Source organism: Pseudoclavibacter sp. JAI123 (genome assembly GCF_013409665.1).
Lineage (GTDB): Bacteria > Actinomycetota > Actinomycetes > Actinomycetales > Microbacteriaceae > Pseudoclavibacter.
On record NZ_JACCCM010000003.1, the window covers coordinates 320,669 to 332,653 of the forward strand.

Here is an 11,985-nt window from a genome sequence, read left to right on the forward strand (position 1 = left end):
CGACCGGCGCGCGCTTCGGCTCCACGACGGGGAGCCGGTCAGGCTAGGACCCGTCGTGGCGGCGAAGGAGAAGGAGTGATGCGGGGAGCATGTGCCAGAACCTATCACAACTCCTCAGACAAGTAGAGGAGTCTGCAATGTGGGGGATGATGGGTGCATGAGCGCACTTCGCCGTGAACCACTTGCCGAGCAGGCTGCCCAGCTGCTCCTCGAGCGAATCCGCGGTGGCGAATGGGAACTGGGGCAGAAGCTGCCGGGCGAGACGACCCTCGCGCCCCAACTCGGGGTCGGTCGGTCGACGATCCGCGAGGCCATCCGCCAGCTTGCGGGGAGCGGCGTGCTGGCCACCAGGCAGGGTGCTGGGGTGTTCGTCACCGCTCTCGACGCGGCTGAGCCCCTGGATTCGATCGTGATGCGCGCGGACATCGAGAGGGTGATCGAGGCCCGCATCGCAATCGAAGTGGAAGCCTCAGGGCTCGCGGCCGAACGGCGCACGGCCGCGGAGCTTCAGGCGATGGGCCGCGCCGCCAAGGTCCGTATCGCGCAGCGCACGAGTATTGAAGCGCATGTCGACGCGGACATCGCGCTGCACCGCAGCATCGTCATCGCGGCTCACAACGAGATCCTCACGGAGCTCTTCGACGGCTTCGCGCCCCGCAGCAGGGAGGCGATGATCGGCATGCTGCGCCTTCGCGGCGAGTTCGGCAGCGATGCCGACCACGACGTCCACCTCCGCATCCTGGATGCGATCGAGGCGCAGGACGCTCCGACGGCCGCCGCCCTCACTCGGGACCACCTGCTCGAGCTCAAAACGAGGACGGGCTAGCCGCGTCGGGGATGCCGCGGACTACGCGTCGATGTCGAGGACGACCTTGCCGCGCACGTGGCCGTCGGCGATGAGCTCCTGCGCGGCGCCGGCCTCGGCGAGGGGGAAGACACGGTCGACGTGCGTCTGCAGGGCCCCTTGTTCGAAGAGCTGCGTGATGGTCTGCAGGATGCGCCCCTCGGGCGAGAGCTTGAGCGTGGAGGCGACGATGCCCCGGTTCTCGGCGGCGGCCTCGTCGAAGAGGTCCGGGTAGCTGCCGGTCGGCACGTTGATGAGCGTGCCGCCGTCGCGGAGGACGCGAAGGGACCGACTGCCGGTCTGGTCTTTGACGTTGCCGATGAGGTCGATGACGACGTCGACGGGCTCGCTGATGACCTCCTCGAAGCGCTCGTTGCGGTAGTCGATGACCTGGTCGGCTCCGAGCTCGCGCAGCCACTCGTGGTTGCGCTCGGAGGCCGTGGTGATGACGTGCGCGCCGTAGTACTTCGCGAGCTGCACGGCGAAATGGCCGACCCCGCCGGCGCCAGCGTGGATGAGGACGCGCTGTCCCGTGTAGACGCCGCCTGCTTCGACGACGGCGGCCCAGGCGGTGAGCACGGCGAGCGGAACGCCGCCGGCCTCGATGAAGGACAGGTTCTTGGGCTTCTTCGCGAGGCTCATGAAGGGGACCGAGACGTATTCGGCGTACGCGCCCGAGTATCGGGGGAAGAGGAGCATCCCGTACACCTCGTCGCCGGGCTGGAAGGGGGCGAGCTCGTAGGAAGCTCGCACCACGACGCCCGAGAACTCACCGCCGAGGGTCGACGGGAAGCTGGTGATCGCCTTCGCCGCGCCGGCACCCGAGCGGGTCTTGCCGTCGATGGGGTTCACCCCCGCCGCCTTGACGCGCACGAGCGTGTCCGAGTTGAGGGTGAGCGGCACGGCGGTCTCGCCGAGCTGCATCATCTCTGGCCCGCCGATGCCCGTGAGGAGGGCGGCGCGCATGGTGTCGGAGGTCGGCTGGAGATCTGCGGCGTCAGTCATAGCTGCCATTCTCGCGCGGACGAGATGAGACTCGCGTGGAACAGATGGGCGTGGCCGGGAGGATGCTCGCTACGCGTAGGTCTCGGCGTCGTAGAACGACTGCGTGTAGTCGCTGCTGCTGTGCGTGTTTCCGTATCCCTGGAAAGGCTGAGCGTTGCCGGTCGAGTACTGGGCGAACTCGCCCCGGTACTTCTCGACGTCTTTGAGCACCTCGTTGGCGAGGGTCACGAGCTTGGCGATCTCTTCCTCGTCGCGGTCGATCCACACGAACTTCGGTTCGCGGTCGACGACGATGAAGTCCTGGTGTCGCTCCCACACCATGAGCGTGCGCTCGGCGCCGAGCACGTACTGCTGCCACCAGATCTGGCGCATGTAGGACCGGGGGATGCGCTTCCACACCTTGTTCGTGGTCTTGATCTCGGCGAGGAGGATGCGGCCCTCTTCGTCGCAGTGCAGGCCGTCGGGGGTCGCGAGGTGGCTCTTGGACGCTTCGGCGTGGAACAGGAGGCCGCTTGCCGGGATGCCGTGGCGCTCGAGGACCCACCTGGCGATCTCCGGCTCGCGCTGACGTCCGAAGTCGGTGTAGGCGTTTCCGTTGAACGAGTTGCCCATGACCTTGTCTTTGACGACCTGCTTGACCGATGACGGTGTTGCGAGGCGTGCCGCATCGGTGGCCGTGACGCCGTCGGCGCGGGCCTTGAGCCAGGCTGCGCGGTCGTTGGAGTCGGCGAGGACGCGCAGGAGGTGCGCGCTCATGGCCTCGACCTCCGGGGTCGCGGGAAGCTCGATGGCGGATGTCTCGGCAGAGGCCGGGCCGCGGGCGCGCCACACGCCGACCTCGCTCGCTGAGAGCGGCGTCGTCGCCGGCGCGGTCCTGGTCTCCGAGGTGTAGAAGCGCGGCAGGGACTCCACTCTGGGTGCCGATGTCGGCGCGGGTGCCGACGCGTAGTCCATCAGTGCGGCCGGGCCGTAGAGCTCGCGGTCACGGCGGCGCGACTTCGGTGCCTCCTGGGGTTCGCCGAACCAGGACGTCTCGTCGACGTCGTGGCTCGGGCGGAACATGACCATCCGTCTATTGTTTCCCACACCACCGACAGTCGCGGTACCAAGCGCCGATCTCGCCGAAATCTGGTCGGGCTCAGACCTCCGCCGCACCTGTCGCCATGATCGCCGTGGCGAGCGCGCGCGCACCGTGGTCCGCGTCCACGTCTTCGACGTACTCCTCCGGCGAGTGGGAGATGCCGCTCGGGTTGCGGATGAACAGCATCGCGGTCGGCAGGTGCGCGGCGAGCACGCCGGCATCGTGGCCGGCGCCGGTGTCGAGCACCGGCGCGTCCGGGAGTGCGCGCTGGAGCGTGTCTCGGAGGCTGGCGTCGAAGGACACGGTGGGGGAGAGCGACTCCTCGACGAGTGTCGCCTCGCATCCCTGCTCAGCGGCCACCTCCGTCGCTCGGGCGCGGATGCGCTCCACGAGGGCGGCGGTCACCTCGTCGTCGGGGTGCCTGACATCGAGCCACGTGTCGACGCGGGAGGCGATGACGTTCGTTCCGCCTGGCACCGGCTCGAGCCGCCCGACAGTCGCTCGGGCTCCTGGCACAGATCGGGCGATCTCCTCGATACCCACGATGAGGCGCGCCGCGGCCACCATGGGGTCGCGGCGGTCGGCCATGAGCGTGGTGCCGGCGTGGTTGCCCTGGCCGGTGAAGCTCACGCGCCAGCGGCCGTGGCCCAGGATGGAGGATCCGATCGCGACGGGGCCCGCGAGGTCGATGAGGCCGCGGCCCTGCTCCACGTGCAGCTCGATGAACGCGCTGAACTGCGCGACCCGAGCGGGGTCGGGACCGAGGTGTGCTGGGTCGAAGCCGGCCTCGGCGGAGGCCTCGGCGAAGGTCGTGCCGTCCGCATCCCGAAGCGAGCGCGCGCGGTCCGGGTCGATGGCGCCCGTGAGGAGCCTTGACCCGAGGCAGGCGACGCCGAAGCGTGACCCTTCCTCCTCGGGGAAGACGGCGATCGCGACGGCGACGCTCGGCGCGCGCCCTTCGCTGCGCAGCAGGTCGATCGCGGCGAGGGCCGCCGTCACGCCGAGGGGCCCGTCGAACGCACCGCCGCCCGGGACGGAATCGAGGTGGCTCCCCGTGATGAGCGCGCCGGAGCGGTCGCCGTCTGGTCGGTCCCACCAGGCCCAGATGATGCCGTTGGCGTCGACCTCGATGTCGAGGCCTCGAGCCTGGGCTGCGGCGAGGAACCATTCGCGCAGCTCGAGTTCTGGATGCGAGTAGACGGGCCTGCTGTAGCCGCCGCGCGTTCGATCGCGGCCCAGGTGCTCGATCTCGCGCATGAGCGATGAGACGCTCGTCGGCTGCTGGGCCCTGCTGGTCGCTTCCATGCTCTCCATGATGCTCTCCCCGTTCATGCGCGTGCACCGGCCTGGGCCGCGACGCGGAATTCGGCTGGCACGCTTCCGGCTCCCGTGAGCACGTCGGCTGCCAGCTCCCCGAGCAGTGGGGCGAACTTCCCGCCGTGCCCGGAGCAGGCGGAGACGACCACGAGGTTGTCGACTCGGTCGATCACGAAGTCCTCTGTCGGCGTCGTCGTGAAGAGGCAGGTGGTCTCCGCGTAGGGTTCCGGCTCCACGCCTGGCAGGAACGCCTCGGCGTAGGCGACGAGCGCGCGCCGATTGGCCGCATCCACGACCCCGTCCTGCCCGAGCGCGGAGTCGATGACCTTGCCGCCGTTGAACTGCGCGACCTTCTGCCCCCGCCAGTCCGCGTCCCGGCCACCGGGGAGTCCGTAGGTCTGCAGCTCGCGCGACTTGAAGATGAAGGTGGGCCAGGGGTCGGCGTCAGCCCCGGCGTCCCCCGCCTCGCGGTAGGGGAAGTGGTACGCCTGCTCCTGCCGCACCTCGAGCGCTGGGAACTGGTCGAGGAATGCGCTCGGCAGTGAGAGCTCCCCGAGGAGTGCGGGGAGCCAGCCGCCGGCAGCGACCACGATCGCGTCCGCCTCGGCAATCTCGCCGGCCGCCGAGTGCACGCGGTAGCCCGCGCCTCGGCGCTCGACTTGAGCGACTGGCCACGAGGTCCGCACCTCGAGCCTCCCGGTCGCGGACGCGGCGGCCAGCATCGCGTCGACAGTGCCGCCCGCGTCGAGCACGCCGGCCCCAGGGTGCCAGAGCACGTCGGTCTCGAAGCGGAACTGCGGCCAGCGCGCACGCGCCTCACCTGCGCTGAGGAGCTCGTGCTCGACGCCAGCTGCCTCCAGCACGGTCGCGAGGCCGGTGGGGTTGCGGATGTCGCCGTGGTCGAGCGCACCCGTCGGCCGGATGAGCTGGGTTCCGGTCGTGCGCTGCAGCTGGTCCCACCCTGCCTTCGAGCGCACGACGAGGTCGGTGTACGTCTGCTCGGGATACGCGTAGCGGAAGATGCGCGCGGACCCGTGAGAGCTGCCGTGCTCGTTGGCGGGCGTCGTGCGCTCGAGCACGGTCACGTGGTGCCCGCGCTCGGCGAGCTGCCAGGCCGCTGCTGCGCCCGCGAGTCCCGCGCCGATGACGATGGTGTCGGTCATGTCCGCTCCTCGAGAGGTTGTCCGGATGCTGCTGTGCTTCGATTACCCCACTCACTGCGCGCCGCGTCCAATATCATTGAGGGACACTTTGATAGCTCTCTCGAATGGATCTCATGGAGCTCCGTCAGCTCAGGTACTTCGTCGCCGTCGCCGATGAACTGCACTTCGGTCGTGCCGCCGCGAGCCTGCACATGACCCAGCCGCCCCTGACAGTCGCCGTGCGCAGGCTGGAAGACGAACTCGGCGTGCAGCTCTTCGAGCGCACGACTCGGAGCGTCTCGCTGACGGCGGCCGGTCGCACGTTCCGTCAGCGAGTCGGCGTGGTCCTCGAAGACCTTGACGCCGCGGTGGCCGACCTCGGCGACGTCGCGGCCGGGACCGCGGGCAGGCTGCGCGTGGGATTCGTGAGCTCCGCGAGCTACAGCGTGCTGCCAAGGGGCTTGCAGGCGTTCCAGGAACTCAGGCCGCGCATCCGCCTCGAGCCTCGGTCGCTCACGAGCGCTGAGCAGATCACGCTCCTGCTCGAGGGGGAGCTCGACGTGGGGATCCTGCGCGACCCTCTTGCGGTGCCCGGGCTGCGTACGACCCTCCTTGAAGGCGAGGACTTGGTCGCGGTGCTTCCGGCGGGGGACCCGCTCGCCGCAGAGTCGACCGTGGCACCCGCGAGCTTTCACGAGAAAGAGGTTGTGCTCTTTCCCTTCGAGCTCATGCCCGGCTTCGTGTCCGCCGTCATGTCCTGGCTCGGGGAAGCGCAGGCCGTGCCGCGCATCGTGCAGAGCGTCATCCACCAGGAGACGGTGCTCGGTCTCGTCGCAGCTGGCGTCGGCGCATCGATCCTGCCCGCGTCGGTCGCGCGCTTCCACATGCCAGGAGTGATCACGCGCCCCCTGCTGGGGTCGCCTCGAACCGAGCTCCACGCGGTGGAAGCTCAGCGCTCCCACCCGAGCGCGCACCTGCTCGTCGACAGCCTCCGCGGACCGCGGTGACGGAGTGCGCGACCCGCGTTGACGAGATGCCCACGAGGATGTACTCTTACCGAAGCCCAAGACCGCAGGTCTTCGTTGTGCGTGAGAACGTACACGAACGAAGAGTTCGCAAGAACGTCCCGCGCAGGTGTACGAAGCAAAGTTGTCGTGCGAGCAATCGCATCCTCTCCGCTCCGGCCATCTGCGGCCGGAGCGTTTTTTGTGTGTTGTGCATCGAAGATGCGCCTGCGGTGCGTGAATGACAAACGTGATTCACGTGCAAGAGAGAGAGGAGTGCCATGGCGACCAAGGAAGCAACTGTTGCCGAGCTTCAGGACTTGTTCCAGAACTCGACCGCCGTCCTGCTGACTGAGTACCGCGGTCTCACTGTTGCGCAGCTCAAGACGCTGCGTCGCACGATCGGTGAGCACGCAAGCTACGCCGTGGTGAAGAACACGCTGACGAAGATTGCGGCGAACAACGCCGGAATCACCGCGTTCGACGACGAGCTGGCCGGACCGAGCGCAATCGCGTTCGTGCACGGCGACCCCGTCGCAGTCGCGAAGAGTCTTCGTACCTTCGCCAAGGACAACCCTCAGCTGGTTCTGAAGGGCGGTTTCTTCGACGGAAACGCTCTCAGCGCAGAAGAGGTCAACAAGCTCGCCGACCTCGAGTCCCGCGAAGTTCTGCTCGGCAAGCTTGCCGGCGCCTTCAAGGCCTCGCTGTTCGGTGCCGCATACCTGTTCACCGCGCCTGCAGCCAAGGCTGTTCGCACGGTCGAGGCATTGCGCGAAAAGCAGGAGTCCGCGAACTAGTCCTCCGGGATCTCGCGGCTAGAACAACACACAAGGAGAAAACACATGGCAAAGCTCACGACTGACGAGCTCATCGCAGCATTCAAGGAGCTCACGCTCATCGAGCTCTCCGAGTTCGTCAAGGCGTTCGAGGAGACCTTCGAGGTCACCGCTGCTGCTCCCGTTGCAGTTGCAGGCGTTGCTGCTGCAGCAGCTGACGCACCCGAAGAGGAGGAGAAGACGGAGTTCGACGTCATCCTCGAGGGTGCTGGCGACAAGAAGATCCAGGTCATCAAGGAGGTGCGCGCCCTCACGAGCCTCGGTCTCGGTGAGGCGAAGGCACTCGTTGACGGCGCTCCGAAGCCCGTTCTCGAAGGCGTCAACAAGGAAGCTGCTGACAAGGCAAAGGACGCCCTCGAGGCTGCCGGCGCTTCGGTGACCGTCAAGTAGTCATCCCGTAGCTGTTCTTCGCGGCGTGTTCCGACACGCCGAAGGAACTTTTTTCACGAGGCATCGCATCCGGTTTCCGGATGCGGTGCCTCGTTCCGTTTCCCCGGGAAATCCCTGTTGAAGATGCGATTTCTGAGGTCAGTGTGACGAATGTGACTGGTGTGTCGACGGAGAATCGCGACTTTCCGCGTGTCGCTTGACCCGTTTTCGGCCTCGACGGACAATAATCCGCCGTGTTAGCGTCCCTTCATGCTTTCCGACACCTTCAAGAGCGCTCGCGCTCGCACCACGGCCCTCGTCATCGCCTTCGGCGTCGTTGCCGGTGGAGTCGCCGTCACGGCAGCGCCCTCGTTCGCCGCGAACGGCGACCAGGTAGACGCGAGCGTCGATGGTGAGACCAGCACTGCATCCGCATCGGTCTCTGCGGACTCGATCTCCGCTGATGCCCCCGGCCTCACGGTCACCGGCTCGGGATTCACGCCGGGCAACCTCGTGTACGTGCGAGTCGTCGGACCAGAGGGTCAGACGAACTGGTCCTGGGGCACCGAGTCACACGAAGTCGACGCGTCGGGCGCCGTCAGCGCCGAACTGACCAGCGACGAGGACTGGAGCGAGGGCGACTACTCGGTTGTGCTCTTCGAGTCGGACGACGTGCAGGCCTCCACGGCCTTCTCGGCAGCGGCTCCTACCGAGACCTCGACGCCTGAGCCCACGGAGACCGAGACGGCCACACCTGAGCCCACGGAAACCGAGACGGCCACACCTGAGCCCACGGAGACCGAGACGGCCACACCTGAGCCGACGGAGACCTCCACGGAGACGCCAGAGCCTACGCTCACCGAAGAGCCGACGCTCGAGCCGACCGAGACGGCGAGCGTCCCACCCACAGCCACCGAGACGGTGACTCCGGAGCCGACGGAGACCGAAGCGCCCGTCGCTGCGCCGGCCGTCGCCACCGAGCAGGCCAGCTACACGCAGGAAGAGGCGGCCGAGGGCATCACCTACGTCGCTACCGGCTTCACTCCCGGTGTTGAGCTCGGCCTCACGTTGCTGCTTCCAGACAAGACGACTGCGGAGTTCGAGTCGGCCGAGCCGATCGTTCCGGATGCGGATGGCAACTACGCAGGAATCATCACCTACGACGGTGCCTGGGTTGCCGGCGACTACGGCATCACCCTGACGAGCATCAGCCCTGCCGCTGGCGAGGAGACCGACGCTCCGGCGGCCGACTCTGCGCGAGGCGTGCCGCTGATTGTCCAGGAGGAGTCCGACCTGACTGCCCCGGCGGAGTCGTCTGCGGCGGTCGAGCTCGAGGCTGATGAGCCGGCAGAGGAGCAGACGGCAACGACGTCCTTCGCCGTCACCGGTGAGACGCCCGCGACTTCCGAGACTTCCCCGAGCTCGACTGCCGCGCCGGCTGGCAATGGCGGTGCCGGCAACGCGAGCGGGACCGCGGACACCAAGGGCAAGGCCCAGAGCAAGTCCCTCGCCACGACGGGCGCTGAGGATGCGTTCGGTGCCGCTGGCATCGGCCTCCTGGTCCTTGGGCTCGGCGCGGCGGCCGTCACGGGAGCGCGCTTCCTGAGCCGCCGTCGCGAGAGCTGACGACCGCACGACCTGGACTGACGCTGAGCGGGGCTGGCACCATACGGTGCCAGCCCCGCTGCTGCTTTCAGGCCGGGGTGATCTTTCATGATTTTTCAACCAGTCGGGAAGAAGTCCCCACAACTGAAACCGGTCCATGTTTGGCCGCAGAAAGCAGCGCTTATCTGGGCTTTCTCCCACATGCGGCAGTCCTGATCCGGGCGCAGCCCACCGAAATCGTGTGGAGCCTTCTGGACATCACCTGTGAGTCAGGCCAGTCTTGGGTTATGGCTTCCTCATTCTCTTCGTCGCGCAAGCGCGCTTCTGCCCTCACGATCGCCTTCGGTGTGCTCGCCAGCGGCGCCGTGCTGACCGCTGCTCCCGCATTCGCAGCGACCACCACGCCGCCAGCAACGCCCGCCGAGACGCCGGCCGCCACCGAGTCGGCGACGCCGACCGAGACGACGACTCCCACCGAGTCGGCCCCGGCCACGACGACCCCGACCGAGGAGTCGACGCCGACGTCGACCCCGGACGAGTCGGCGCCGGCCGAGCCCACCGAGACGGCAGAGGCTCCGGCCGCTGCGGGCGCGGCGACGAAGCCGAGCTTCACGCCGGACGAGGGCATCACCTACGTCCTCACGGGCCTGGCGCCCGAGGCTCCGCTTTCGAGCATCACGCTCACGTTCCCCGACGGAACCGCACAGGCGGTGCCCGCGGGCGCAGGCAACAGCTGGGACGTCGGAGAAGACGGCTCCTACGCCGGCGAGATCACCAACACGGCGCTCTTCGACGAGGGCGACTACTCGGTGACCGTCACCCAGGACTACGTCGACGCTGCTGGCGCTCCCGCACAGAACGTCGTCACGTTCGGCTTCAACGTCGCGGCGGTGTCCACGGGAACGCCCACGCCGACCGCTGAGCCGACCCCGACGGTCGAAGCCCCTGTCGCCTACGCGAACGCGGACAGCTTCCTCCCCACGGACAACATCACGTACACGGCGCAGAACTTCACGCCCGGCCTCGCGCTCGACATCACCGTCGTCTACCCTGACGGCTCCTCGGTCACGGTCGACCCGACCGACGATTCCGTCGTCGCAGAGGACGGCACCTACCCGGGCGTCCTCATCAACCAGTCGGGCGCTGCGCTGCCACTTGGTGAGTACACCGTCACCCTCTCGCAGTCGAGCGGCCTGTCTGCAACGTTCACGTTCCTGATCGCCGAGGCGACGCCTGGCACCACGACGGCGCCCACGTCGACCGCAGCTCCCGCGGGTAACGGCGGCACCAACGCCGGCCACACGACGCCTGAGCTCGCCACCACGGGTGCTGAGGACGTCTTCGGCGCGGCAGGCATCGGCCTCCTCGCGCTCGCGACCGGCGCCGGCGTGCTCGTCGCTCGCCGCATGGCAGCCAAGAAGGCCTAGCAGCTCATCGAGCACTTCGCTGAGAGGGCGTCACCTCCGGGTGGCGCCCTCTTTCGCGCGCTCGCCCCGCATCCGCTCGCCCTGCATTCGCCGGCTCACCACAGACATGCGGGAAGTGCAGCTTCCTCGAGCAGTGAGCATGTCTTGCCCAGATGTATGCGCCGGACGGCGGGCACATGACGAAAGCCCCGACCGGGGATCCCGGGTCGGGGCTCACGTGCACATGGCGGAGGATAGGGGATTCGAACCCCTGAGGGCTTTCACCCAACACGCTTTCCAAGCGTGCGCCATAGGCCACTAGGCGAATCCTCCACGGGAGCGCCAGGCGCTCACCTCGAAAGAGCATACCGGTTCCCGCGACTGTTCGTGAACGCGAGCGCCGAATTGCCCCAAGAGGGAGGCCCGGCGGGCCCTCCGCTAGAGCTTCTTGACTGCTGAGCCGATCTCTTCTTCGCCGGAGACGACCTCGAACTGCTTGTGGATGCCGGCGTGGCGGTCGAGGAGGGCCGCGATCACCGCTGCCACGTCGGCGCGGGGGATGGACCCGCGTTCGACCTGCTCGCCGACCTTGACGCTGCCCGTGGCGTCGTCGTCGGTGAGCCCTCCCGGGCGGACGATGGTCCAGTCGAGCTTCGCGCTGCGGCCGCGGATGTTGGCGTCGGCTTCGCTCTTCGCGCGGAGGTACACCTGGTAGACGTCGTCCGAGTCCCGGTCGAAGGTGTCGGTGCCGATTGCGGAGACGACGACGAACCTGCGGATGTTCGCGAGCTCGGCCGCATCCGCCGACAGGATCGCCCCGTCGCGGTCGAGCGTGAGCTTGCGCTCCGCCGTGCTGCCGGGGCCCGCACCTGCCGCGAAGACGACCGCGTCCACATGCCCCAGCTGCTTCGCGAGGTCCGTTGGCGTGCTCTGCTCGAGGTCGGCGATCACGGGATCCGCGCCGAGCTCCTTGAGGGAGTCGACGTGCTCCGGATTCCGGACGACGCTCGTGACGCGGTGCCCGCGCTGCAGGAGCTGGGTCGTAAGAAGGCGTGCGATCTGACCGTTTCCACCGATGACTGCGATTCTCATGCCAGCCAGTCAAGCTGGTGAGTCTGAGTTCGAGGCCAGCGTTCGCGGCGGGCGATCTGCCAGGGGCACCGAGCTGCCGAGTTCGCCGGAGAAAAGAAAAGACCCCCCGCGCACCCGCCAGAGCCCGGTTACCCTTGCTGCGTTTCCGCCCTGGGGGAGTTGGCCTGGATGGCGCCACGCGAGGAGCCGTCGACCATCATAGCGCGATGGGCGCGAGACGCGAATCCGGTGCATCCGCAATTGGCAGGATCGCGACAGCCCGCTGACTCATCACCCGACTAGCA

The 11,985-nt window shown here is 67.9% G+C and carries 11 protein-coding genes, 1 tRNA gene and 1 other RNA gene; 6 read left to right on the plus strand and 7 right to left on the minus strand.

All coding sequences use genetic code 11. The annotated features are described in order from the left end of the window. Positions 1-157 precede the first annotated feature (157 nt). The gene (locus HDC34_RS16645) at positions 158-826 is read left to right on the plus strand and encodes a FadR/GntR family transcriptional regulator (protein WP_179557860.1); all 669 of its coding nucleotides are present in this window, start codon (positions 158-160) and stop codon (positions 824-826) included. A 21-nt stretch (positions 827-847) separates the two neighbouring features. Here HDC34_RS16645 and HDC34_RS16650 read toward each other — a convergent pair whose 3' ends face one another. The 4 genes from HDC34_RS16650 to HDC34_RS16665 form a co-directional block, all read right to left on the minus strand. Next, entirely contained in the window at positions 848-1,849 is a 1,002-nt protein-coding gene (locus HDC34_RS16650) for an NADP-dependent oxidoreductase (protein ID WP_179557861.1), read from the minus strand. A gap of 69 nt (positions 1,850-1,918) precedes the next feature. Further along, complete coding sequence (locus HDC34_RS16655) at positions 1,919-2,917, minus strand: YqaJ viral recombinase family protein (RefSeq protein WP_249312263.1); 999 nt, start codon at positions 2,915-2,917, stop codon at positions 1,919-1,921. 70 nt (positions 2,918-2,987) lie between these two features. Then, the gene (locus HDC34_RS16660) at positions 2,988-4,244 is read right to left on the minus strand and encodes an allantoate amidohydrolase (RefSeq protein WP_257023367.1); all 1,257 of its coding nucleotides are present in this window, start codon (positions 4,242-4,244) and stop codon (positions 2,988-2,990) included. Positions 4,245-4,258: 14 nt separating this feature from the next. Next, positions 4,259-5,410 (minus strand): FAD-dependent oxidoreductase, encoded by a 1,152-nt coding sequence (locus HDC34_RS16665; protein ID WP_179557862.1) that lies wholly within the window; start codon positions 5,408-5,410, stop codon positions 4,259-4,261. A gap of 113 nt (positions 5,411-5,523) precedes the next feature. On the opposite strand from HDC34_RS16665, the gene HDC34_RS16670 reads away from it, so the two are divergent. From HDC34_RS16670 to HDC34_RS16690, 5 genes are all read left to right on the plus strand, one after another. Beyond that, positions 5,524-6,396 carry a LysR substrate-binding domain-containing protein gene (locus tag HDC34_RS16670; protein WP_179557863.1) on the plus strand — a complete coding sequence of 291 codons (873 nt, stop codon included), beginning with the start codon at positions 5,524-5,526 and terminating at the stop codon, positions 6,394-6,396. Positions 6,397-6,674: 278 nt separating this feature from the next. After that, on the plus strand, positions 6,675-7,190 hold the full coding sequence (gene rplJ, locus HDC34_RS16675) for a 50S ribosomal protein L10 (protein ID WP_104252145.1): 516 nt from the start codon (positions 6,675-6,677) through the stop codon (positions 7,188-7,190). Between the two features lie 45 nt (positions 7,191-7,235). Further along, positions 7,236-7,619, plus strand: coding sequence for a 50S ribosomal protein L7/L12 (rplL, locus tag HDC34_RS16680; RefSeq protein ID WP_104252146.1), 384 nt, complete (start codon positions 7,236-7,238; stop codon positions 7,617-7,619). 249 nt (positions 7,620-7,868) lie between these two features. Then, complete coding sequence (locus HDC34_RS16685; protein ID WP_179557864.1) at positions 7,869-9,224, plus strand: hypothetical protein; 1,356 nt, start codon at positions 7,869-7,871, stop codon at positions 9,222-9,224. A 266-nt stretch (positions 9,225-9,490) separates the two neighbouring features. Further along, positions 9,491-10,630, plus strand: a complete 1,140-nt coding sequence (locus HDC34_RS16690; RefSeq protein WP_104312895.1) for a hypothetical protein — start codon at positions 9,491-9,493, stop codon at positions 10,628-10,630. Positions 10,631-10,854: 224 nt separating this feature from the next. Here the strand turns inward: HDC34_RS16690 and HDC34_RS16695 are convergent. The 3 genes from HDC34_RS16695 to ffs all read right to left on the minus strand — a co-directional run bounded on the left by HDC34_RS16695 (position 10,855) and on the right by ffs (position 11,892). Continuing rightward, positions 10,855-10,942 (minus strand) — tRNA-Ser (locus tag HDC34_RS16695). Between the two features lie 105 nt (positions 10,943-11,047). Next, positions 11,048-11,701 (minus strand): SDR family oxidoreductase, encoded by a 654-nt coding sequence (locus HDC34_RS16700; RefSeq protein ID WP_104312894.1) that lies wholly within the window; start codon positions 11,699-11,701, stop codon positions 11,048-11,050. A 94-nt stretch (positions 11,702-11,795) separates the two neighbouring features. Continuing rightward, an RNA gene (gene ffs / locus HDC34_RS16705) (signal recognition particle sRNA small type) lies at positions 11,796-11,892 on the minus strand. Positions 11,893-11,985 lie beyond the last annotated feature (93 nt).